The organism is Psychrobacter aquaticus CMS 56, assembly GCF_000471625.1.
GTDB classification, from domain to species: domain Bacteria; phylum Pseudomonadota; class Gammaproteobacteria; order Pseudomonadales; family Moraxellaceae; genus Psychrobacter; species Psychrobacter aquaticus.
In genome coordinates this window covers 83,642-107,937 of record NZ_AUSW01000033.1, presented here as the reverse complement: position 1 = coordinate 107,937, position 24,296 = coordinate 83,642, and the positions used below count along the sequence as shown (strand labels likewise).

Below are 24,296 nucleotides of genomic sequence, written 5' to 3'. Positions count from 1 at the left end.
TAGTTTGAAAATGACCCCTGCCGTCAAATCCGTACAGTCAAACTTGGGAGATTTTAGTTACGCAGCCTGATGCTGAAAGCTAAACCACATCTTTTCTGGCAATAGATAACTCAAACCTTTTTCAATCCTAGTCCCACTACGATCATAGCTTTTGTCTTGCATCGCTGCAAAGCAGTCCTTTGCTGATCGCTCCTCATTATAATCAAGCTCGATATACCTAATGATATCGTTGATCGCTACAAATCTTGTTTTATAATCTTGGTGATATACTAGCTCATTAGCATAAAGAGATAAAATCTTGAGTGCAAAGTCATCGCTAGCCGCTGATGTTATAGCCTACCAAACATTTATTATCTTTAAAATTATTTAGGTGACTTTCTTAATATTGGGGTTTGCATATATAGATTCACCATTTTTATGGTGAAAGAACTTTGTATAGAACAGTTATTGATTACAAATATTTTTTGCTAATTATTTATTCTAGAAAAACAAGCATTCATATTTGAATGACTAATTGCTAAAATAGCGGTTTAACACTCTTATATGATTGATTAAATTATGAATGTAAGGTTTGATTTTTATACACCAAGTGAGATTTCCGAGATTTTAGGTGAACGCTTAAAAGCTCAGCGATTATCATTGAATCTAACCCAAGCGGCTTTAGCAGAGAAAGCAGGGATTGGTGTTAGTACGGTTGCTCGTATTGAGTCTGGTCAAGGCAGTACGCTCGATAACGTGATTCGAATAGCTATCGCACTTGGCATGATTAATCATTTTTCCCAGCTTTTTGAGGTTACGCCTAGCAATATTGAAGATATTATTGCTAAGCAAAACCCGCGCCTGCGAGCCTCAAATAAAAATGGCGAGTAACTCTATGTATCAACCGATATCTGTTATTGATGTTTATTATCGAGGATTCGGGGACAAGCGTCTTATTGGTAAATTAACGATGGATGGACGGCGCCCTGCCTTTGGCTATGATGCAGTGTGGCTGGCTGATGGACTGGAGCTGTCACCCATTGAGATGCCATTACGATCAGCACCTTATTATGGTACTCATGCGTCGAGCCATTACTTATGCGGACTATTATCAGACAGCTTACCCGATGGTTGGGGAATGCTACTAATGGATAGGTTCTTTCGAAAAACAATGCCTCATGCTGCGCCAATCAATGTCTTAGATCGCCTCGCTTATATTGGTAATTCAGCAATGGGAGCACTTAGTTTTGAGCCTGAGCATGACTTATCTGATGCTATTGATACGAGTGAGCTGCCTTTAGCTAAGCTTGCTGCCGCCAATCAAACCATTTTATCAGGTCAAGACAGTGACATATTAGCGGAACTTATCGTTATTGGTGGCTCCCCTCAAGGTGCTAGACCAAAAGCGCTAGTGTTATAAGATAACTCCAGTGACTTTATTACCACTGATTTAACCTATGAGTACTCATCTGCAACGCCATGGCTGATTAAGTTCCCTGCTCAATCTGAGCATAAAATCGTTTGTTTATTAGAATCGCTTTATGCTGATATGGCAAAGCAAGCAGGCCTAAATATGCAGGCTCATCATTATTTTGATATTGATAACAAACATGCTGCTTTTGGGGTTGAGCGTTTTGACCGCATGGGCAATCAACGCGTCCATATACATACATTGGCGGGTTTGTTAGATATTGACTTTCGAATTCCTTCAATAGATTATTTGCAGTATTTGCGCTGCGTGCGTATGTTGACCCAATCACAAGTTGCCGTAGAGGCAGCCTTTAGACATGCTGTATTCAATGTGATCTTTAATAATAAAGATGATCATAGCAAAAACTTTTCTTTTATAATGGACGAGGCTGGCAGATGGTCGTTATCGCCCATTTATGATATCGCTTATAATTCAGGTATGAGTGGTTATCATCAAATGGCTGTGGCAGGTGAAGCTTGTCACCCTACCCGATCTGACTTACTAAACCTGGCTAAGTTGGCTGATATTAAGCAAAATAAGGCTCAAGCAATGATTGAACAAGTAGCGTCAGTCGCTGAGAACTTTTTGAGTGTTATTAATAACTATGATATTGAAAAAGAATTAGCAAATCAGGTTGCTTATGATATACAAGCTAATATCAACCGGATGGCAAATGGATAGTGCCACGCAAGTTGTTAAATTTGTTGTTAAAAATAATTCCTACAATTATAAAAACCTTATAATAAAAGGCTTTCACTAAATTAGTCGTTGTGTGGTGGACGCACCAACAAACATTATTATATTTACCGATAAACCCTTGTAAGCTCCGTGCTGCAAGGGTTTTTTATTTTTATTTGCCGATAACTACGTTAGTTTACGGTATTCACTGATTACAAAAAATATTTTTATTTTCAGTGAGTCGAGACTTTAGCGTATTGATACCATTCACATGCGCCCTACGAGCCAGCGCCTTTTGATCGGAAATTGGAATAACGCCAAAGTGTGCTGCAAGTCTTAGCTTGTTTTCAGTGCGGCCACCAATGAGGCGTAGCACTGACGTACTATTTTCCAGAAACCCCATCGTGTTCCAATAGGGCTCAGGAGCGACAGACGCCAAAAATTTTTGAATAAGATAAGCGATACCAGCTTCTACCTTCTGATCTTTCAAAGCCTGGTAATCTACGTTCTCCATGATGTTTGGTTTTTTAATCACACCTTTAGCAATTAAAGCATCAGACTCAATTTCTTCCCATTCGATATCAGTGGCTTTAACAGTGATACCGTCTTTGGCCAAATCTTTAATACGACTACTGGCGCATTCTTTGTGAGATCCTGCGCTATAGCCTGTATCAGCGTAACGATAATTTTCATCGTTTGGGTTGTCGCTGTAATCGTCCTCACCTGCACCATTCAATTCATAATCGGCAGCAGCTTGTCGAACCTCTTTTAACGTTAAGTATCCTAACGCACCAATATCTTTTAACACGTTGGTAAGCTCTTTTGCGGCCGTTAAGCGCGCTTTAATATCTATTGCTGATTGGAGGCTGGCAAGCGCTGTCTGCAGTCGTTTTAATTTAGCGAGTCTTTGTTTCATGATAATGGGCCCAGTTGTGTGTTTCGATGACAAATTATGGCAAACAAAAGGGCTGCGTCTTTTATAGTGTTCCATAAAAAAACCCTATCAATAAATAGTATTTTGCATAGCCCTATTTATCTAAGCATACCTCACCCATTACAAGTAATCTCAATATAATTTGAGTCCATCAAAGAACTTTTTTTCTTACTAAAATATAAAGATTCCTTCCAAAATATAAATTATATGTATACTTAGGTAATGTTATATTATAACATAACAATTAATCCTATTATTGATTTGCATTCACCTAACTTTTAATTTTGGTACTCTCATGTCTAAAAATTTTCATATCAATAGGTTAAAAGAGCCTTATTACGCTCCTATATCTTCCTTTAATTTTAGTCTTAAACAAGCCACGGTTATATTCTCAGTGACCGCTGCTCTATGCATGGCAAGCTTACCAGTCATGGCTGAGGTAACTTTATCAACAGACATTGAACTTATTACCTCTGCTGATAATGGGACGTCTAGTATGACGATGCCTTCAACCACATTAGATACTATTGTTGTTACCTCAAACCCTTTACTCCCACAAGCAAACGAGATGGCGACAGCAACCAGCATTGTTACTGGTGAGGCGCTAGATTCTCAAGTCAACAGTACGCTTGGTGATGCATTGGCAAACGAGGTTGGCGTATCTACTGATAGTTTTGGACAAGGCGCGAGTCGACCAATTATTCGAGGACAGAGCGCACCACGTGTTCAGGTCATGCAAAATGGTTTAAGTGTTCAAGATGCCTCCCAGATTTCTCCTGATCACCAAGTGTCTGTACCTATATTAGGTGCCAGACAAATTGAGGTTATCAAAGGTACATCAGCGTTGATGTACGGTGGCGGCGCTATAGGCGGGGTGGTCAATATTGTTGAAAACACCATTCCAAACCAATCGTCTCAGAAAAACCTGAATGGTAAAGTTTCGCTAATCGGTCAAAAAGCCACCGATGGTTATCTTGGTTATGCGGAGCTTAATGGTGGTATTGGTGATCACTGGCTTTGGACTGGGCGTTATCAAAAAACGGACAAAGGCAATATTCAAGTACCGCATTGGGACACGGATGAGATTAGCAATAGTTGGTATACCCAAGAGAATGGCAGTATTGGGTTGTCGTATGTGACTGATTTGGGGTATATCGGCGGCTCGTACCAACGTCAGTCCTCAGAATATGGTCTGCCATTTCATGTTCATAGCGAGTGCTCGCCTAGCAGCACCAATCCCAATAGTCTTATTTGTGCAGGTGAGCACGACCACGGCCATGACCACGATCATGACCACGATCATGGCGAAGCGCCTTATGTGGATTTAACTTCAAACGTTTATCAGCTCTACGCCGAGCGTCAAATACCTATGATTGGAGTTGATAATATCAATACCAAGATTAGTTATACAGATTATCGCCATGATGAGATAGATGAAGGCGTGGCTGGCACTACTTTCAAAAATAGGGCCATCAGTGCGCGTACCCAAGCAACGCATGCAACTCATAAAACGGGTAATTTAGGTTTTATGAAAGGGGTTGTTGGCATAGATTATACCAATAGCGAGTTTTCAGCCGTAGGACTAGAAGGGTATCTTCCCAAAACGGATCGCACTCAAGTGGGACTATTTTTTATTGAACGACTAACGCCGAATTACCTTGGTGCAAAAATAGAAAATGTCGATAAGTTCGCCGACAATACGTTTTCATCAGCTGATAAACATGCGGGGCACAATCACGGTGACAGTGCGGATTCTACTGATGAGAGTGCTAGCACTAATGCTATCGTAAGCAAACAAGGGAGAAGTCCTTGGTACATCGAATTTGGAGGTCGTCAAGATTTCCAAAACCTGACCGATACCGAAAACAACATCGACAAAGCACATACTGGTACTTCTGTCAGCTTAGAAGGGGGTAAGTACCTTACGCCCAACACACAACTGTCTGCAAGAATAAGTCATTCTGAAAGACTGCCCTCCTCACAAGAGTTATTCTCTAATGGTGCCCATCTAGCAACCAATACTTGGGAGCGCGGTAATGATCAATTAAAAGAAGAGTCAACCAATGGTATAGAACTTACATTGCGCTTTGACAATGGCGATAGCTTTGAGACCAGTATTTCTGCTTTTTATAATGACAGCAAAGACTATATCTACGCTAAAACACAAGATGTCGTTACAGAAGGAGAATCAGCAGGTTTTAGATTGGTTGACTACGTTCAAAGCGACGCAAAACATTATGGTGGCGAAATTCAATCCCGCTACTATCTTAACAATAACATCAGTATCGGTAGCTTTGCTGACATCGCATTAATAACGCTAGACAGTAATAATCTCACCAGTAAATATGCACCAAGATTGGTCGCACCTCGCATTGGTGGTGACATTACGACTCAATTTGGTCAGTTCGATTTAGTCCTTTCTGGATATCACCGTTTTGAGCAAGACCATATTGCTGACTTTGAAACCAACACGCCCAGTTATAACATGATTGACGCCAAGCTTGTCTATCACAGTCCTAGCGCTTATGACTATACCGCCTTTCTCGAAGTTAATAACCTTTTAAACGAGCTGGCATATAACCATGCGTCTTATTTGGTTGAACATGTACCTATGCCAGAGCGTTCGTTAAATGCTGGAGTGACCTATCGTTTTTAACCATCAGTCATCTAAATATTGGCTTTTCTGACTTTTTAATAGCAACTAGTAAAAATAATACCCATGAATGGAGCACCTTTATGATTCAGTTTCACCCATTAAGTAAATCTATTGCGCTAGCTTTATCTACCTTACTAACGGTTACAGCGCTTAGCGGTTGTGGCTCAGATGATGATCGCAAAACACCAACAACGCAACCAGACGATGGTCATGACCATGACCATGACGAAGAGTCAGACGTAACCGCTGAGCTGAGACAAGGGCGGATACTCATTACCGAAAAAGACAGTAATAAAGCTTATGTTTATAGTCTTGCTCAAAACAAAGTTATTCAAAATTTGGACTTAACAGGTCAAGCTGATGCACTACAAACCAGTCCAAGTGGTAATTATGTGCTGGTACTCGACCGTACTAATCAAGGGGTAAACTTTTATCATAGCGGGCTAGAAATTGAAGACCATGGCGACCACGACCATCCTTATGCTCGAGACGTCAGTAAGATGCCACTACAGTTAAATTATACCCGTCCCGTACATTATCAAACGTATGGCGAACAAGCTGGATTGTTTTTCGATGGCTTGGGTGCGGCAGGTAATCCAATAGAGAACCCTGCACAGGCGGCTGGATTTGCCCTAGTAACGGATAAAGACATTGCAAATGGCAAACTTCCTTATCAAAAATTAAATACTAACATGCATGGTACAGCAGAGCCTCGCGGGAACTATGTTATCAGTACAGGACGTTATGATACAGTGGGTAGTGCGCTCGCTGATACAATCAGTGTCTTTGAACTTCACAATGACCACTATCATTTAAACCAGACGTTTGATACCAAATGTCAGGGTCTTCATGGCAGTGGTAGTGTCACTGACTATAGTATTTTCGCTTGTAGTGACGGTATTCTGAGCGTCAAGCAAGCTGGCGATGCGTTTAGTGCTGAAAAAATTATTTATCCTGTCAGCTTGACCAATAGCCAATGCACAAATGAAGATGGTAGCAGTAGCCCTGCTCGTATTGGCTCGTTTGCCACCAACCATCATCATAACTATTTGGTTGGCACTGCCTGTGGTCAGCCCTACCGTATTGATCCTGTCAGCAAAAATATTGCTCCTATTGTTTGGACGACGAATAACAGTCGCCGAGTCGTCAGCTATGATTTTGATGCTCATGGTGAACATTTAATGCTACTTGACGATGCAGGAACCTTGCATCTGCTTGATGTGACACAGAACTATAAACAAGTAGCCACATTAAACATTATTCCGGATGGAATCAAAAACTATAGTCATGGCGGGCCATCTTTGATCGTTAATCCAAATACTGAGATGGTTTATGTGATGGACAGCGAAAATAAGCAAATCGTCAAAATCAATCCCGACGCTAAAAAAATTGAGTCGAAGCTGAAATTGACCTTTGCACCATCGCAGCTGGCTTGGTTCGGGGTAAAAACTGCACACGACGATGAGCATCACCACGAATCATAACCGACTCTTTATAAAGGCCTAAATATTTTAGACTGAACTACTTGTCGCATTCTATCTTAATATAAATTAACAAACCTTTTCGTACCCTTATTTTGAGGGTATCCGCTAATACCTTGAAACAGGATACCCTCAAAATGGCAATACCCATCCATGTTAACGTCCAAATAATTGACAGCAAGGGTCAGATTATATACCATTGAAGACTCACCTTACTTATTAACCAATAAGATCCTATAGGAGTAACTCCATGAAATGGACTAAACCCGCTTTTGAAGACATCCGTATTGGTTTCGAAGTTACTATGTATTTCGAAGCACGTTAAAATTTACTAGACCTCAATACTTTAAAAGCCCTAGATGATTAGGGCTTTTGCTTTTTTGGAACTTTGGAAATATTGATTTATGTATATTCACGTTTTAGGCTCAGCGGCTGGTGGTGGTTTTCCACAGTGGAACTGTAATTGCGCTAACTGTCACGGTGTTCGTCAAGGCACAATTGACGCAAAAACCCGTACCCAATCTTCGATCGCCATCTCAGAAAACGGCGTGGATTGGATACTATTCAATGCATCACCTGATATTCGCCAGCAATTATTTGACTTTAAGGCAGCACAGCCCGCACGTCAATTGAGAGACACAGGCATCACAAATGTAGTGTTGATGGACAGTCAACTTGACCATACGACAGGGCTATTAACTCTGCGCGAAGGATGTCCTATTCCTGTGTGGTGTACTGATATGGTCTATCAAGATCTTACGACAGGATTTCCTATTTTCAATATGTTGAAGCACTGGAATGGTGGCCTGCAATATCATCAAATTGATCCAAAACAGACCTTTAACATTGAAGGCTTTAGTAATTTAGAACTGACGCCTTTGGTGATTAGAAGCTCGGCACCACCCTACTCGCCACATCGTAATGATCCACATGATGGTGACAACATTGCCCTGATTGTGAAAGATTTAAAAACAAAAAAACAGCTCTTTTATGCGCCAGGGTTGGGTAAGATTGATGATGACATTATGCAGATTATGAAAGCATCTGATTGCGTCATGATTGACGGCACGCTATGGACTGACAATGAGATGCAAGAATGCGGCGTCGGTACAAAAACCGGTCAAGACATGGGGCATTTACATATTAGTGGTGAAGACGGCTCACTGCATTATTTAGATCAACTCGAAAATACTCGCAAAATATTAATCCACATTAATAACACCAATCCAATATTGAATGAGCAATCTGAACAGGCAGCTCAATTAAAACAACACGGTGTTGAAGTGGCGTTTGATGGTATGCAGATCGAACTGTAAGGCAAAGACAAGGTGAAAACGATGCAAGAAGAAAAAACAGCACTTAGCGCAGAGGCGTTTGAACAGGCGATTATGGCTAAAGGTCAGTATTACCATATATACCATCCCTTTCATATCATGATGCATGAAGGACAGGCGACGCAGCAGCAGATCCAAGCATGGGTGGCTAATCGGTTTTACTATCAAATCAACATCCCATTGAAAGATGCGGCTATTATGGCAAATTGCCCCGATCAACGTGTGCGTCAAGAGTGGATTCAGCGCATGATTGACCAAGATGGCGTCTATCCTGATGGCGGTGGCCGTGAAGCATGGTTAAGTCTAGCAGAAGCGGTTGGTCTTAGCCGCGAGCAAGTGATTTCTGAAGAGTTGGTGTTACCGGGTGTGCGTTTTGCCGTCGATGCTTACGTGAATTTTGCGCGTCGTACGTCATGGCGAGAAGCCGCTAGTAGCTCACTGACAGAGCTATTTGCCCCGCAAATTCATCAATCGCGTTTAGAATCTTGGCCAAAACATTATCCTTGGATAAAAGAGCAAGGGTACACCTATTTCCGTTCACGCCTAAGTCAAGCCCGCCGCGATGTTGAGCATGGTCTGACCATTACACTCGACTCATTCAAAACAGCCGAGCAACAAGCGCGTATGCTAGAAATCCTACAATTCAAACTGGATATTTTGTGGACGATTTTGGATTCCTTGAGCTTGGCCTACGTCCACAACCAAGCGCCTTACCAAAGTGTCACGACTGACCATGTCTGGCATAAAGGATTGTTTAAATGAGTTTACCTGAGCTAGATCACTCCATCGTACCAGTATGGCGTCATGGTTATCGCTTTCAGTTTGAGCCGGCTCAGAATGCCTATGTCTTACTGTACCCTGAAGGGATGATCAAATTAAATGACAGTGCCAGCATCATCGGTCAGCATATTGATGGTCAGGCGTCCATTGCGGACATTATTAAAAAGGTGAAAGCCATGTTTGGAGATATTCCTGAGATTGAGCAAGACATTATCGAATATATGTTAGTGGCTCAACGTGAACATTGGATTGATTTAGTATGACTGCGCCTGTAGGACTTCCGTTATGGCTATTGGCTGAGCTTACCTATCGCTGCCCGTTACAGTGTCCTTACTGCTCGAATCCTGTTGATTATGCTCAGTATAAGCAGGAGCTGACGACTGGGGAATGGTTTGATGTGTTTGATCAGGCGCGACAAATGGGCGCGGTGCAGCTCGGTTTTTCTGGTGGTGAACCACTGGTTCGTCAAGACTTGGAAGAACTGGTCGCCTATGCGCATAACAAAGGTTTTTATACCAATCTAATCACCTCAGGCATGGGATTGAACGAATCTCGGATTGAACGCTTAAAAGAAGCGGGCCTTGACCACATTCAGATCAGTTTTCAAGCCAGTGATCCGACGGTAAACAATGCCTTAGCAGGTTCAAAACATGCTTTTGAGCAAAAGTATGAGATGTCACGTTTGGTCAAACAATATGACTATCCGATGGTGCTCAACTTTGTCATTCATCGGCAGAACATCGATCAAATTGATCAGATTATTGATCTCTGCCTAGAGCTTGACGCGGATACCGTTGAGTTGGCTATTTGCCAATTTTATGGTTGGGCGTTTGAGAATATAGAAGGTCTATTGCCGACCAAAGAACAAGTGGTCAGAGCCGAACGCATTACCAATGAATACCGCAAAAAGATTGAAGAACGTGGTATCAAGTGCAAACTGATCTTTGTCGTTCCTGATTATTACGAAGAACGCCCAAAACCTTGTATGGATGGTTGGGGCAAGATTTTTTTGACCGTCGCGCCTGATGGTACTGCCCTACCGTGCCATGCCGCCAGACAAATGCCAATACAGTTCCCTAATGTGCGAGAAACGCCGCTTAAAGATATTTGGTATGACTCGGCAAGCTTCAATCAATTTCGCGGTGACGATTGGATGCCTGACATGTGCCAAAGCTGCCCTGATAAAGAACGCGATTACGGCGGCTGTCGTTGCCAAGCGTTTATGCTGACTGGGGATGCCAAAAACGCCGATCCTGTATGTGGCAAATCGCCTTATCATTACCTGATTGAGGAGGCACGTGCAAACAGTGAAACGCCGGTTCCTTTTGAAGAGTTGCGCTTTCGCAATCCAAAAAACTCTAAACTATTGAGTAAAAAGCTATTGAGTCAAGAACAACTGATTCCTACTCGCATGGTAACGGAGTAAATATGAATGCTCAGTCTGTGATTTTTGATGGACACAACGATCTATTGACCCGCCTGTGGCTGAGTTCAGCCACAGATCCCGTGCATGATTTTATTTATGGCGCGCTGCCTGGACATTTAGATTTAAAGCGCTGCCGACAAGCAGGTTGGATGGGCGGATTATTCTCTATTTTCCTGCCACCTTATTCTTATGTAAAGAACAACCATCCTGACAAATTAGCCAACCCGTCAAACTCAGACTTCACTCCGCAAGAAATCGTCGATATTTGCTGCGCGCAATTAGAACTTGCCCAGCAATTGCAGGCGCGCTCTGAAGGTCAGATTCAAATTTGTACGTCTTTAGCGCAAATCAGAGCCTGCCAGCAGAATCAGCAATTGGCCATTGTTCTTCATCTTGAAGGTGCTGAGTTTTTGGCTATTAAGCCTGAGCTTCTGGATGTTTTTTATGAGGCAGGACTCAGAAGTATAGGGCCATTGTGGAATAGAAAAAGTCTCTTTGGTGATGGCTTAAATGCATCCTTTCCGCACTCGCCAGATACAGGCTCTGGTCTAACCCGCGAAGGCAAAGACCTTGTTTTGGCGTGCCGTGATAAGCATATGCTGATTGACGTGTCCCATATGAATGAGCGCGCGTTTTGGGATACGCTAGAAATTGCGGATCAGCCCATTGTTGCAACCCACTCCAATGCGCACGCCTTATGTCCGCAAGCAAGAAACCTGACTGATCGACAGCTGGCTGCTATCAAGCAAAATGGCGGTATGGTTGGGGTGAACTTTGATGTGGCTTTTCTGCGTGCGGACGGACAACGCAACACGCAAACCTCACTTGATGTGATTGTCGATCATCTTGCTTATTTGATTGACCATTTGGACGAAGATCATGTTGGCTTTGGCTCTGATTTCGATGGTTGTCTATTGCCTGATGAGTTATCAGATATCAGTCAAATCTCTAGGCTGATTGAGCGGATGCAACAACGACACTTTTCCGATGCGCTTATTGAAAAAATCACATCAAAAAATTGGTTCAATGTGCTGGATAAGATATGGCAGTAAACCTTTGACTGACTCACAGGGCAAACCAGCCAAAGAAACAGACAAGATTTTGCATCTTGCATGTAATCATCAAGTTGTATGATGCTAATTAGTTACCAGGCATAGAGATATAGTTCGGTAGTTGTTGTAGGCGATTCATCCATACCTGAATATTGCTATATTTATCTATATCAATATGGCCTTCATGCGCGATTGAGATGTAAGGATAAACGGCACAGTCAGCAATAGTAGGACGGCTGGCAGCCAACCAATTGTGTTTACTAAGATGATTGTCTATTAAGGTTAGTGTTTTATGTGCACGCTCTGAGGCTTGCGTCCAATCACTCTCCAAGCCGAATTTTTTAATCAAACGTGCTTCGCCGACACCATGTTTTATCTCATTCGATGCGGTAGATAACCACTGCATCACATCAGCTTGCAGATTCGCTTCGCTAGGCCACCATGCTTCACCGCCATACTTATTGGCCAAATATATCAATATGGCTTGTGAATCTCTTAGCACGATGTCCCCATCTTCTAAAACGGGAATTTCTCCCCAAGGATTTAATTGGAGAAATCCATCTGTTTTGTGTTCGCCGTTCATAAAATCAACGGGCACAATCGTTAAAGGAATATCGATAAACGAGGCAAATAGCCTGACTTTATAACAGTTTCCTGACACATCTAAATCATACAGTTTCATAGTTTGTTTCCTCAGATAATAGTTGATTGAATTCGAGTACATTGCCATCAGGATCACGAATGAATAAAGCAATCCTTCTTGGACCGAGTTTTTTAGGGCCTTCTGTGATGTCTATTCCTTCTTCAAGCAGCCAGTTTTGCAATGCAGTTATGTCATGAATAATAAAGGCTGGATGAGTCATGCCTGGTCTTTTAATCGGTTCGTCAAGTAACAGGTTTTTTTGGTTTTTTATCTTTGCGGCATTAAAAATAAGATTGATTCGTACGCCAGCTGATGTGACCATTTCATTGGCCTCGCCTTCAGGTATACGATAGGTTTCTTTGAATCCAAGACGCTCATAGAATGTAATCGCTTCCTGTCTATCACTGACTCGAATACCAACATGATCGTAGGCAAGCGCAATCTGTGAGTTTGCATGAGATAAGGTGCTCATAAGGTATGTCCCATATTGATTTTGACATAATCAGTATGGCACTTTGTCACTTAAAAGATAATACTGTAAATTCGATAATGATATTTTCAATAAATGAGATAATGATGGATCGATTACAAGCAATGTCTATGTTGATCAAAGTGGCGGAGATTGGTAGTTTTTCTGCCGCAAGCAAAAGCTTGAACGTACCATTGCCAACTTTAAGTAGAAAGATATCTGATCTTGAAAATCAGCTAGGTGTTCGTTTATTGCATAGAACCACCAGAAAGTTGTCTTTGACAGACGCTGGAAGCGATTATATAGAAGCCTGTAAGCGAATATTGGAACAGGTTGAAGAGGCAGAAAGTCAGGTAAAAGGAGAGTATTTAGAACCAAGAGGAGAGTTGGTGATAACCGCGCCCGTTATGTTTGGCAGATTGTACGTGCTGCCAATTATTATTGAGTTTTTATCTTTGTATTCCAATATAAATGTGCAGCTTTTATTATCGGATAGAAATATTAATCTTTTCGAAGATGACGTAGATATGGCGATTAGAATAGGCAAGTTGCCAGATAGTACAATGATAGCCACGCAAGTAGGCAGTATGCGCATCGTGACTTGTGCAAGCCAACCATTTTTATCTAAACACCGTAGCGTTGAATCACCTCATGATTTAACGCTACGCTCTTGTATATCGTTAGATACGGCAATGACTACTTCGCATTGGCACTATAAGTTTCCTAGTTCTGGGTTAACCGCTCATATAGATATTTTGCCAAGACTGACAGTTAATGATAGTGATTCAGCCGTGCAGGCTGCTATAAAAGGTGTGGGTATCACGCAACAATTACATTACCAAGTGAAAGAGGCGATAGATAAAGGCGATCTTAAAATCATATTAAATGAATTTGAACCTGATGAAATTCCCGTACATTTGCTTCACAAGACTCGGAAGTATTTGCCACAAAAAATGAAAGTTTTTTTAGAATTTATATCACCGAAACTAAAAAACAGCATTCATAACCTGTCAATTTCTACCTGATCCTTATTTACTAGCCAGTCTAAAGCTTGTAAATTGCGGTGGAGACAAGTATTTCTTATAACGCACTTGCAAACCTCTATCAGAGACTTTTTCCACAACAGGTGCTTTATACATAGAGAGTAGATATTACAATCGGTAAGATAATCAAGGTAATTGTCATCAGTTTAGATGACAATTACCTATCAAATATAAACCCTAAGAGATATTACTCATCTCAATGAGAATGAATTCGTCAACTGTCTCCACCACCACCTTTATTATGTCAGCTTTATATAGTGCTAAAAATCCAAGCTTTGTTGCAGCCCTTTATACAGACCAACCTTCTAATACAATCTTGCCATGCGCTTGCTGGTTTTCTAGCATTTGGTGCGCACTGCGTAAATGCTCAGCCGTGATAGTGCCAAGATGATAAGCAACCGTGGTTTTAATCTCGCCCGCGTCAATCATTTTTGCGACGTCCGTCAATAAACGATGCTGTTCAATCATATCTGGCGTATGGAACATAGAACGCGTAAACATAAATTCCCAGTGCAGGCTTAAGCACTTAGTTTTAAGAAGATTGGCATCTAATGATTTTGGATCATCAATGAGTCCAAGTTTACCTTGTGGCTTTAAGCATTTAATGATTTCTTCATAATGCTCTTCTGTATTATTGAGACTGATCACGTAATCTACTTCAGTGATGCCTGTCTTTTGTAGTTCATCATGCAATGGATTTTGGTGATTAATCACATGATCTGCGCCCAAATCCTTTAACCACTGTACGCTCTCCTCTCTTGACGCGGTGCCAATAATCGTCGCAGAAGTACGTGTTTTTAGTAACTGCGTTAAGATAGAACCAACCCCGCCTGCCGCACCAACGACCAATACTGAGACGTCATTAGCACTCTCATCACTACCATTTTTATCTGATGCACTATCAGAGACAGGCACTTGTAAACGCTCAAACAACATCTCCCAAGCCGTGATCGTCGTGAGTGGCAATGCCGCTGCCTCAGCAAAAGACAACGATGCTGGCATACGCCCAACGATACGCTCATCAACCAGCTGATACTCAGCATTGCTACCTGAACGGGTTAAATCACCTGCATAATAGACCTTATCTCCTACTGAAAATAGACTGACGTCTTCGCCTACAGCTGTCACTATGCCAGCAGCATCCCAACCAATCACCGCATACTCATTCTCTGGTGCAGGGCGCGATTGACGGATTTTATAATCGACTGGATTGACCGATATTGCTTTCACTTCTACTAGAATGTCATGACCTGAGGCAATCGGCTTATCGAGGGTAATGTCTTGTAGTGCTTGTTCATTATCGATGGCGAGATTGTCTTTATAACCAATGGCTTTTATTGTTTGAGGCTGCATTTTTTATTCCTAATAATAAATGGGTTAGATAGAGTCGCGACATGAGCAGTCATTAGGTGCTGTAGAGCATTCGATCATGGAACTGACTCCTCGCTTTTATCATTGGGGCTAATCATGAAGGTTCAACACATCCTAAATTTATAAATAAAAATAAGGCCTTAGATGGCCTTATTTTGTTTACTATTTGCTGTCAAAACTATTCGCCATAGCGAGGATAATCACTATAGCCGAGTTCAGTGCCACCGTACATCGTGGCAGGATCTGCCTCATTGAGCGGCCAATTGTTAGCCATGCGTTCAGGCAAATCGGGATTGGCAATAAAAGGACGACCAAAAGCAAATAAATCACCATAACCCTTGGCTAAAACATTGACCGCTTTTTCTACTGTATATTTTCCTGCATAAATAATACGGCCTGAAAACTCAGCTCTGACTGCTTGATAAAAAGGCTCTGGCAAATCAGGTGCATTGTCCCAATCGGCCTCTGCAATGGATAAGTAAGCAATACCTGCGTGTCCGAGTACTTTAATCGCTTCAATGTAGGTATGATGGGGATCTGACTCTACCAGTCCCAAGTACACACGAGTCTCATCCGTACTTGCAAACAACGGCGCAAAGCGTACCCCTAAACGATCCGCCCCAACCACATCACTGACAGCGGCAACCACTTCCTTTAAGAAACGCAGACGATTGGTCAATGAACCCCCATATTGATCATCACGGGTATTACCATGCTCAGAAATAAACTGATTTACCAGATAACCATTGGCACAATGCAGTTCCACCCCATCAAAACCCGCCTCCAATGCATTGCGTGCGGCTTGGGCATACATCATTACCAGCTCGCCAACCTCATCAGTACTGAGTGCGCGTGGTTCACTGGGGTCGGCTAACGTGCCTTCGCCTGGGCCTGTTTCGATAAATACTTTGACATTGTCAGCAGTGATGGCTGATGGACCAATAGGCTGAGCACCTTGCGGCTGTAAGCTGGTGTGAGACACACGCCCAACATGCCATAGCTGAGCAAAAATAATACTACCTTTAGCATGTACCGCTTGGGTGACTTTTTTCCAGCCTTCAATTTGTGCTTGCGAATGTATACCTGGCGTCCATGCATAACCTTGACCTCTTGGCTCAATCTGCGTACCCTCAGTGACCATAAAACCTGCTGTAGCCCGCTGTGCATAATAGCTTGCCATTAAATCATTAGGAATATTGTCAGGTTGCGTGCTACGAGATCGTGTCAACGGTGGCATTACAATACGGTTTTTGAGCGTATAAGGTCCAAGTTCTACAGAGGAAAATAATGTACTTGTATTTGAAATAGGTTGTGTCATAAATGTCTCTTTTAAAGCGAGCTGATGGCTTATTATTGAATGCCTTTGACCTGTTTTGATGCTTAGTAGCTACTTAAACAATGTCAGTCAGCATAGAGTTTTATGGGTACAATTAGAAACAACTACTTATTGTTTAATATACAATTATTAATGGTATGCATGATGAATGGTATAAATCGACTCGATATTAAGCAACTTAGAGTTTTACAAGCCCTACTTGATCTAAAAAATCTCTCACAAGTCGCGCGCAAAATGGGTTTGACCCAACAAGCCATCAGCGAGCAGTTGCGTAAATTACGTGAGTTGTTTGATGATCGTTTGTTTATTCGCCAAGGCAATAGCATGGTGGCAACGCCAAAGGCATTATCGATGCAGCAACCCATTGACCGTATATTAAAACAGTTAGAATTGCTGTTAGAGCCGGATATTTTCACACCGCAAACGTATAAAGGCGTATTTACGATTAGCGCAACCGACTATGCAACGCAGGCATTATTGCCGCAATTGTTTAACATCACGCGCTGTGCCGCACCAAATTTGAAATTAATCGTCCGCGATTTTGCCTCAGACAATATCAATCAACTGATTGCGGCAGGTGAGCTTGATTTGCTAATTACCTTTCCCGAGTTTATTCCTGATAACTTATCCTATGTTACTCTGTTTGAAGAACAACATTTATGCGTCACTGGTTGTGAAAATACGTTGGCAACAGACATATTAACACTGGCACAAGTTGCCGCTTACCCGCAGCTGGTGGTATCACCTTCGCGTGCTAATTTACGAGGCTCTCATGACCAGTGGTTTGCAGAAAAAGGTCTAAAACGAAATATTGTCATGTCAGTTCCTAGCTTTTCAGCAGTACCAGATATTTTGCACACAACCGATATGATTGCGTTTTATCCTTCACGGTTGTTGCCAAGCGACAAGGTTAAAGAACTTAGAATAGAGGCATTACCCCCTACCTTTAAGGTCATAGCAGCATGGCACCCACGTACCAGTGATAGTGGTATACATCGTTGGTTAATTAAACAGTTACAGAACCTATGATGGCTTATGAGAGCTAGGACGTGTTCTCATTTTAAAAACGGTGATAAAAAAGAAGACAAGCCCTAGGGCGTGTCTTCATACAACGGTATCGATCTGATCTAAACGTTATTCACCATGGTGTTTGGTGATAAAATCGCTGCTAGCTCCTCATCACTGAGCAACTTCTCTTGTTTGACCAATTCGGAGACGCCCAAACCGCTCAATAAAGCGTGGCCTGCGATACGACTGGCATTGTCATAACCGATATGTGGCACCAATGCCGTCACAATACCGATGCTGTTTTCTACATGCTGCGCACAGCGTTCTTTGTTGGCGGAGATGCCCTGAATACATAGCTCATCCAGCATGCGAATGGATTTTTCTAACATACGCGCATTGTTAAGCAAATTATAGATAATCAAGGGTTCCATGGCATTTAACTGCAACTGCCCTGCTTCTGCCGCCATGGTCACGGTCAAATCGGTGCCCATGACTTGAAAAGCCGTCTGGTTCATCGCTTCAGGAATCACAGGGTTGACCTTACCCGGCATAATGGAGGAGCCCGGCTGCATAGCTGGCAGGTTGATTTCACCTAGACCCGTGCGCGGACCGCTAGACAGTAAGCGCAGATCATTGCTGAGTTTGGAGAGTTTGATTGCCAAACGTTTTAGCGATCCTGAAAAGGTAATAAAAGCACCCATATCGGCACTTGCAGCCACAAGATCTTCTGCAAGCCTGACTGGTAAACCACTGATCGTCGCCAGCTCACTGATGGCCAAATCCGCGTAGCCTCTAGGCGCATTGATGCCTGTACCAATAGCCGTACCGCCTAAATTCACTTCACATAACTGGAGACACGTGTGTTCTATACGAGCAGTCTCACCGCCCAAATCACTGGCAAAGGCATTAAACTCCTGCCCCAACGTCATCGGCACAGCATCTTGCAGCTGAGTGCGGCCCATTTTTAACACATCACTGAACGCCTCTCCTTTGGCCGCCAAGCTATGCTTTAACTTAGTGATAGCAGCCATCAGCGGCTGTGCGGCAAAGACAATCGCTAAGCGAGCGGCAGTGGGATACACATCGTTGGTCGACTGAGAGCGGTTGACATCATTATTGGGATGTAAATGCTGATACTCACCATACTCAAAACCCATCTTAGCCAAACCAATATTGGCAATCACTTCGTTCGCATTCATGTTGGTCGACGTGCCCGCCCCGCCTTGGATTAAGTCAACAATAAACGCTTCATGATGCTCGCCGTCAATAAGATCCGCACAGGCATCAGTGATGGCATTGACTTTATCATCACTAAGCAGGCCATGTTGGTAGTTGGCTTTGGCAGCAGCATGTTTTACCATCGCCAATGCTTTGATCAAATCGGGAAAATGACTAATAGGCACGCCTGTAATATTAAAATTCTGATACGCTCGTTGCGTTTGAATACCATATAAAGCAGTAGAGGGAACGGCTTGTTCACCAAGTAAATCTTTTTCAATACGAGTAAGGATTGTGTCATTGGTCAGGCTATCGGTGTGTGTCATGATTTTAGGGCTTCTTGAGAATGAGTTGAATTAAAGTGATAAAAGCGGCATATCTGTATAGTTACATTGGGCATTGCTAAAAAGCAGACCCATCGTAACCGAGAATACTGCGCAAGAAAAACGTAAATATTCCGCTCTCAGACCCAAAAATTTTAGTGCTCAATCAAAAGTATCATAGATAAAATTGTGCTATAACTGCGTTGACCCTAGCCTCGTCAATAGTACAAATAAAGGCCTATTCTCAGTAAAATATAGATGGCTTAAAATAAATACGCTGTAGAACTCACAGTCCCAACACTTGCTTTAAGGCATTGATCTGTGGGCGCTGGCGATCCGCATAACGATAAGCCAGCACAACTTCTCGAACCAAACTGTTATCACCTAAATGATGAATTTGAACTGGCGCTGTACTTCTAATCCATAATCCTGCATAAGGAATCAAAGCCACCCCCAAACCCGACTCAACCATCCTAACAATGGCATCCAGATCGTTAATCTCCATGATGGTATTGACCTTGATATCTTGTTGTTTGAAGAACCTGCTTAACTTTGCGCCAGCTGAGGACTGTAGACTGTAATGGATAAAGGGATGTTGCTCGAGCGTCTGTCTGAGACTATAAAAAGGCCACTTCTTGGGACTGATCAGCACATACGGTTCCGTCATAATAGACTGGGTGACGATGTCTTTGGGCAAAGCAAAAGCAGGCTGTATCGTTATAGCTGCATCTATACTCCCTACTTCCAGCTTCTCGAACAACTCTATAGAACGTCCTGGGATAATTTCCGTTTGCATTAAGGGGGCTAACAAGGTAATGGCTTTTAAAGCCTCTGGGAGAATACCCACTTGTACTGAATTGATAGCACCAATTTTTAGCTGCCCGTAATAGCTAGCAATGTCGGTATCTGAGGGCAGTTGCATGGTTGCATAAAGTGCCAAAATTTCTTTGGCAATAGGCAGTATACGGGTGCCTTGCGGATTGAGGGTGATGGCTCTAGCGGAGCGGGTAAATAGCGCCAAACCTAAATTGTCCTCTAAGGTTTTAATTTGTGCACTGACCGCAGATTGGGTAAGGTTGATATGCCGAGCAGCCGCAGCAAAACTGTCTAACTCGCAAACGGCCACAAAAGTTTTAAGTTCTCTTATCATTTATTTCATCACAATTATTATTAGGATCACAAGTTATTAAGATCACGAGTTATAGTCGATTCTAAATAAAACAGAACCATTATAACCTGCTGCTAGCATAATCTTTCTCGCTATGTCTGCGCAGACAGAGGCTACGAAAATCATTTTAGCAGTACTATATTCATATTATAGTGGATTGACTATATCTTGACGCCATCTCATAAACGCTCTATTTTATTAAGAAAGATAACACAACTATTCTGCTAACTAATTTGATAAGAGAGCCAAGGATGATTATAGATAACGACGTATTACGGGAACGCATCAGCTTACTGGCTTCATTCCTCGGTGACGCGATCGCTCGCCAGACTGGGGAACAGACCATCAATACCATCGAGACCCTGCGAAAAGGGTTCATCCAGCAGCGCCGTGAGCCTAATGAAGCGCATAAGCAGCAACTCATCGACTTTATTGCATCTTTAGAAAATCAAACACTTAAAAATGTCATCCGCAGCTTTTCTATTTATTTTTTCTTAGCCAATCTTAGTGAAGAAAACTACTTACGTGAGCAGCGTCAAGTCATGCGCATGCAATCAGAGCACAGCTGGGAAGGATCGTTTCGTCGCACCTTGCTTGAGTGCCGTGAACGCAATATTGAACCTGCGCAAATGCAGGAACTCATTGATCAATTAAAATTCATCCCTGTCTTTACCGCGCATCCCACCGAAGCACGCCGCCGCACGACCATGAATATCTTGCAAAGTCTATTTACCCATAGCGATGCGCTAAATAACTTTGATGAAAACAGTTTTTCGTATGAACAAGCAAAAGAGCAAACCGCACAAACCATTGATTTACTGTGGTCATCTGATGAAGTGCGTACCCGTAAGCCCTTGGTTTACGACGAGATAAACAACGGTCTGCATTACTTTAACGCCAGCTTATTTAATGCCATTCCCAAAGTCTATCGTAATATGAAAGCCGCCATTGTCGATATCTATCCAGAGCTGATCGACTACCCTTTACCTGCCTTTATGAGTTTTGGCTCTTGGATCGGTGGCGACAGAGACGGCAACCCGTTTGTGACGTTTGAGACCACAGAACTTGCCGTCCTTATGCACGCCGATACCGTACTACGTCACTACCAAGTATTGCTAAAGAAGCTGCGCCGCCAGCTGATTCATAGCGATACCATCGTTACGGTTGCCCCTGAGGTATATGACAAAATCAGCCATTATGCTGAACTCGATCAGCGGGTGTTTGATTACAATTTTGATGATTATGGCAATGAGCCTTATCGCCGGTTACTTTCTTTAATTCTGAATAAAGTCAAAGCCACCAATCAACTGATTCAAAGCAAAGGGGATGACAGCGACGCCAAAAAAGACGCTTATGCCAACCCGCAAGAACTGCTAGAAGATTTGCGCATCATTCGTCAAAGTGTCAATACTCATGACACAGCACATGGCGACGGGTTATTGCTCGATATGATTCGTCTGGTCAAAACCTGTGGCTTTCATCTGGCCGCCCTCGATATTCGCCAAGAGTCGTCCTATCATAGCGAAGTGATTGCGGATATTTTTGCTAGTGCCTCAAATTTGCCAGACTATCAAGCGCTGAGCGAAAAAGAGCGGCAAGAATGGCTGACGCGCTTGCTCGAAAAACCCGGTACACCGCTCATTTATACCGACAATCTAACAGATAAAACCCGCGAACAATTGGCCTTAATGAACTCTGTGGCGACATTGCGTAAACTGGTTGGGCAAGACACCTTTGGCAGTTACGTTATTTCGATGACCAACAACGCCAGCCAGATACTAGAAGTGCTACTGCTTATGCGGTTTGCTGGCTTATGTAGAGTCAATGACGAGGGGCAATTGTCTGCCGACTTACCCGTCGCACCCTTGTTTGAGACGATTGAAGACCTGAAAAATATCGATCAAATTCTACCTGCCGTCTTGGACAATCCCCTGTATCGAGGATTGCTGAAGCATTCAGATAACACTCAAGAAATCATGCTGGGTTATTCAGACTCATCGAAAGATGGCGGCATTATCACTTCTGCATGGCAGCTTTATAGCGCGCAACAAACCATTGATCGTATTGCCGAAGAGTATGATATCAAAACGCGCTTGTTCCATGGGCGTGGCGGCTCTGTCAGTCGTGGCGGTGGCTCGACACACAATGCCATTGCCGCCCAGCCAGCGGGGACGCTACATGGTCAGATCAAAGTAACCGAGCAAGGCGAAGTGCTTTATGCCAAATACGCCAACACCGATACCGCGGTGTTTGAGCTGACCATGGGCATTACAGGTACCCTTAAAGCCTGCTCGACTAGATTTGTGGTGCAACCCGCTGAGCTGCCACATTATGAGTCGCTCTTTGCGCGTTTGGCAGATGCAGGCGAGCAGCGTTATCGCAAGCTTACCGACCATACTGAAGGGTTTTATCAATTTTACTCACAAGTCACCCCTGTACAAGAAATCTCTTTATTAAACATTGGCTCACGTCCATCGCATCGCAAAAAAGGCTTGCCAAGCAAAACCACCTTGCGAGCGATTCCTTGGGTCTTTGGTTGGTCATTGGCACGCTTTACGTTACCAGCTTGGTATGGCGTCGGTAGTGCGCTGCATAGTGTGAAAGCAGATGAAGATTTGATGAAAGAGATGAATACTCATTGGCCATTTTTTAGCGTATTTATTAGCAATATCGAGATGGCATTTACCAAATCTGAGATGAGCATTGCTCAGGCCTACAGCCAATTATGCGACGATGAAGCATTACGTGACAAGATTATGCAAGCGGTCATCGAAGAGCACGAACTGACTTATTCAGGCCTGAATGCTTTACTTGAGCAAACATCGTTATTATCAAATCAGCAAAATCTTGCCGCTTCGCTGCAATGGCGAAATGCGTATTTAGACCCCATTAACTATATTCAAATTGAGCTGTTAAAACGTGCCAGACAACAAGGCGATGCGCAAAACCATGAAAGTATCAAGAACAATATCGACGTTGAAGACCCATTAATCCGTAGCATCAATGCTTTGGCGGCTGGTTTACGCAATACAGGTTAAGCTCTATAAGGGCTTAACCTGTATTGCGTAAAAACCCCTTGTAAGCACTACGCTACAAGGGTTTATTTACTCTGAAAGACTTAACCACTAAATAATACAAATACAATGCCTCCACTACTACTGATTTGCTGTAGGTGTTTTAGCCAAAATCGTATAAGCGGCTTTAACCCGTTCAATATTGGGATAGTTTTTGTTGGCTAAAATGACAATACCTGTTTTTTCAGTGGGCATATAAGCAATATAAGCGCCAAAGCCATTAGTCGACCCATTTTTATTGACCCACACATTATTTAGCACAGGCATCGGTGGCTTATTCACTTGTATAGGCTGAGGGTTTAAGAGCGTTTCTGTTGAATTGCCCGCAACCAGCCTTTGCGATGTTGTCGGTAGAGGATACATCTCCCACGCCAGTCCTTGCGTGAAGTGCTTGGTTTGATAGTAACCTTTTCTATTGTTATTTAGTGCTTGCTGCATTTGGTTGTCTAAAGACACCAAACTAGAAGAAGACATTGCACCGCGTCTGCTGTATATGAAAAACATGATTGAGAGCAATTTATATATTAGCTAGCACGATCTGTTGCTTAGACTATAGTGGTCTATAAAAAATTGGCTCCAGAGATACTGCCAGAGCTTAAAAAGCAAGCCAATAAGACAGGTAAAAAGAGCGCTAGACTACATCAAACGCTAACTAGTGATGTAGGCCACCTTAAGCTTAGGGAGCATTTAGCTTCTATCGTGACTTTAATGAAGGTATCTGAAGATAAAGATAGTTTTTTTGAAAAGGTTAATCTTAATCATCCTGATTTCAATGAAAACTATCACATAGATTTTGATGAGTAGACATGACTACTTTTATTGATCAAGCCTTACATCATTGTAGGGCTTTTT

Annotated in this window: 23 protein-coding genes and 1 pseudogene; 15 read left to right on the top strand and 9 right to left on the bottom strand. The window is 42.7% G+C overall.

The window, feature by feature from the left end; translation table 11 throughout:
- Positions 1–57 precede the first annotated feature (57 nt).
- Positions 58–279, bottom strand: a pseudogene (locus M917_RS14145) (hypothetical protein); the annotation flags it as partial.
- 279 nt (positions 280–558) lie between these two features.
- On the opposite strand from M917_RS14145, the gene M917_RS09355 reads away from it, so the two are divergent.
- From M917_RS09355 to M917_RS13730, 3 genes are read left to right on the top strand one after another with little or no spacing between them, the layout of a single operon-like run.
- Entirely contained in the window at positions 559–870 is a 312-nt protein-coding gene (locus tag M917_RS09355) for a helix-turn-helix domain-containing protein (RefSeq protein WP_021814572.1), read from the top strand.
- A 4-nt stretch (positions 871–874) separates the two neighbouring features.
- Positions 875–1,399: a HipA N-terminal domain-containing protein gene (locus M917_RS13735; RefSeq protein ID WP_021814571.1), complete on the top strand. Its 525-nt coding sequence runs from the start codon at positions 875–877 to the stop codon at positions 1,397–1,399.
- A gap of 18 nt (positions 1,400–1,417) precedes the next feature.
- Positions 1,418–2,131 (top strand): type II toxin-antitoxin system HipA family toxin, encoded by a 714-nt coding sequence (locus M917_RS13730; RefSeq protein WP_161626697.1) that lies wholly within the window; start codon positions 1,418–1,420, stop codon positions 2,129–2,131.
- Between the two features lie 202 nt (positions 2,132–2,333).
- Here the strand turns inward: M917_RS13730 and M917_RS09345 are convergent, their stop codons facing one another.
- On the bottom strand, positions 2,334–3,044 hold the full coding sequence (locus tag M917_RS09345; RefSeq protein WP_021814569.1) for a hypothetical protein: 711 nt from the start codon (positions 3,042–3,044) through the stop codon (positions 2,334–2,336).
- Between the two features lie 313 nt (positions 3,045–3,357).
- On the opposite strand from M917_RS09345, the gene M917_RS09340 reads away from it, so the two are divergent.
- The 8 genes from M917_RS09340 (at position 3,358) to M917_RS09310 (ending at position 11,791) form a co-directional block, all read left to right on the top strand.
- Complete coding sequence (locus M917_RS09340) at positions 3,358–5,718, top strand: TonB-dependent receptor (RefSeq protein WP_040642494.1); 2,361 nt, start codon at positions 3,358–3,360, stop codon at positions 5,716–5,718.
- Positions 5,719–5,798: 80 nt separating this feature from the next.
- A complete protein-coding gene (locus M917_RS09335; protein ID WP_021814567.1) occupies positions 5,799–7,202 on the top strand; it encodes a YncE family protein in 1,404 nt (467 codons plus the stop codon).
- Positions 7,203–7,449: 247 nt separating this feature from the next.
- Positions 7,450–7,524, top strand: coding sequence for a pyrroloquinoline quinone precursor peptide PqqA (gene pqqA / locus M917_RS14020; protein ID WP_084606225.1), 75 nt, complete (start codon positions 7,450–7,452; stop codon positions 7,522–7,524).
- Between the two features lie 79 nt (positions 7,525–7,603).
- Positions 7,604–8,515 carry a pyrroloquinoline quinone biosynthesis protein PqqB gene (gene pqqB / locus M917_RS09330; protein ID WP_021814566.1) on the top strand — a complete coding sequence of 304 codons (912 nt, stop codon included), beginning with the start codon at positions 7,604–7,606 and terminating at the stop codon, positions 8,513–8,515.
- A gap of 21 nt (positions 8,516–8,536) precedes the next feature.
- The gene (gene pqqC / locus M917_RS09325; protein WP_021814565.1) at positions 8,537–9,295 is read left to right on the top strand and encodes a pyrroloquinoline-quinone synthase PqqC; all 759 of its coding nucleotides are present in this window, start codon (positions 8,537–8,539) and stop codon (positions 9,293–9,295) included.
- Positions 9,292–9,576 (top strand): pyrroloquinoline quinone biosynthesis peptide chaperone PqqD, encoded by a 285-nt coding sequence (gene pqqD / locus M917_RS09320; protein WP_021814564.1) that lies wholly within the window; start codon positions 9,292–9,294, stop codon positions 9,574–9,576. The genes pqqC and pqqD overlap by 4 nt, the downstream gene beginning before the upstream one ends.
- Complete coding sequence (gene pqqE, locus M917_RS09315) at positions 9,573–10,739, top strand: pyrroloquinoline quinone biosynthesis protein PqqE (RefSeq protein ID WP_021814563.1); 1,167 nt, start codon at positions 9,573–9,575, stop codon at positions 10,737–10,739. The genes pqqD and pqqE overlap by 4 nt, the downstream gene beginning before the upstream one ends.
- A 2-nt stretch (positions 10,740–10,741) precedes the next feature.
- Positions 10,742–11,791 carry a dipeptidase gene (locus M917_RS09310; RefSeq protein WP_021814562.1) on the top strand — a complete coding sequence of 350 codons (1,050 nt, stop codon included), beginning with the start codon at positions 10,742–10,744 and terminating at the stop codon, positions 11,789–11,791.
- Between the two features lie 88 nt (positions 11,792–11,879).
- Here the strand turns inward: M917_RS09310 and M917_RS09305 are convergent, their stop codons facing one another.
- Together M917_RS09305 and M917_RS09300 are read right to left on the bottom strand one after the other, a co-directional pair.
- Complete coding sequence (locus M917_RS09305) at positions 11,880–12,473, bottom strand: glutathione S-transferase family protein (protein ID WP_021814561.1); 594 nt, start codon at positions 12,471–12,473, stop codon at positions 11,880–11,882.
- Positions 12,460–12,906, bottom strand: a complete 447-nt coding sequence (locus tag M917_RS09300; protein WP_021814560.1) for a VOC family protein — start codon at positions 12,904–12,906, stop codon at positions 12,460–12,462. The genes M917_RS09305 and M917_RS09300 overlap by 14 nt, the downstream gene beginning before the upstream one ends.
- Positions 12,907–12,911: 5 nt before the next feature.
- Here M917_RS09300 and M917_RS09295 point away from each other — a divergent pair, with 5 nt between their 5' ends.
- Positions 12,912–13,928 carry a LysR family transcriptional regulator gene (locus M917_RS09295; protein WP_021814559.1) on the top strand — a complete coding sequence of 339 codons (1,017 nt, stop codon included), beginning with the start codon at positions 12,912–12,914 and terminating at the stop codon, positions 13,926–13,928.
- A gap of 306 nt (positions 13,929–14,234) precedes the next feature.
- Here M917_RS09295 and M917_RS09290 read toward each other — a convergent pair whose 3' ends face one another.
- Together M917_RS09290 and M917_RS09285 are read right to left on the bottom strand one after the other, a co-directional pair.
- Positions 14,235–15,284, bottom strand: coding sequence for a zinc-binding alcohol dehydrogenase family protein (locus M917_RS09290; protein ID WP_040642540.1), 1,050 nt, complete (start codon positions 15,282–15,284; stop codon positions 14,235–14,237).
- Between the two features lie 211 nt (positions 15,285–15,495).
- Positions 15,496–16,635, bottom strand: a complete 1,140-nt coding sequence (locus M917_RS09285) for an alkene reductase (RefSeq protein WP_021814557.1) — start codon at positions 16,633–16,635, stop codon at positions 15,496–15,498.
- A gap of 162 nt (positions 16,636–16,797) precedes the next feature.
- Here M917_RS09285 and M917_RS09280 point away from each other — a divergent pair, with 162 nt between their 5' ends.
- A complete protein-coding gene (locus tag M917_RS09280) occupies positions 16,798–17,682 on the top strand; it encodes a LysR family transcriptional regulator (protein WP_021814556.1) in 885 nt (294 codons plus the stop codon).
- A gap of 98 nt (positions 17,683–17,780) precedes the next feature.
- Here M917_RS09280 and M917_RS09275 read toward each other — a convergent pair whose 3' ends face one another.
- Positions 17,781–19,205: an aspartate ammonia-lyase gene (locus M917_RS09275; protein WP_021814555.1), complete on the bottom strand. Its 1,425-nt coding sequence runs from the start codon at positions 19,203–19,205 to the stop codon at positions 17,781–17,783.
- A 283-nt stretch (positions 19,206–19,488) separates the two neighbouring features.
- The gene (locus M917_RS09270) at positions 19,489–20,352 is read right to left on the bottom strand and encodes a LysR substrate-binding domain-containing protein (RefSeq protein WP_021814554.1); all 864 of its coding nucleotides are present in this window, start codon (positions 20,350–20,352) and stop codon (positions 19,489–19,491) included.
- A 269-nt stretch (positions 20,353–20,621) separates the two neighbouring features.
- Here M917_RS09270 and ppc point away from each other — a divergent pair, with 269 nt between their 5' ends.
- On the top strand, positions 20,622–23,408 hold the full coding sequence (gene ppc, locus M917_RS09265) for a phosphoenolpyruvate carboxylase (RefSeq protein ID WP_021814553.1): 2,787 nt from the start codon (positions 20,622–20,624) through the stop codon (positions 23,406–23,408).
- A gap of 117 nt (positions 23,409–23,525) precedes the next feature.
- Here ppc and M917_RS09260 read toward each other — a convergent pair whose 3' ends face one another.
- Positions 23,526–23,918: a serine hydrolase gene (locus M917_RS09260; RefSeq protein ID WP_227500831.1), complete on the bottom strand. Its 393-nt coding sequence runs from the start codon at positions 23,916–23,918 to the stop codon at positions 23,526–23,528.
- A gap of 81 nt (positions 23,919–23,999) precedes the next feature.
- On the opposite strand from M917_RS09260, the gene M917_RS09255 reads away from it, so the two are divergent.
- On the top strand, positions 24,000–24,248 hold the full coding sequence (locus M917_RS09255) for a P63C domain-containing protein (protein ID WP_021814550.1): 249 nt from the start codon (positions 24,000–24,002) through the stop codon (positions 24,246–24,248).
- The last annotated feature ends 48 nt before the right edge of the window (positions 24,249–24,296 follow it).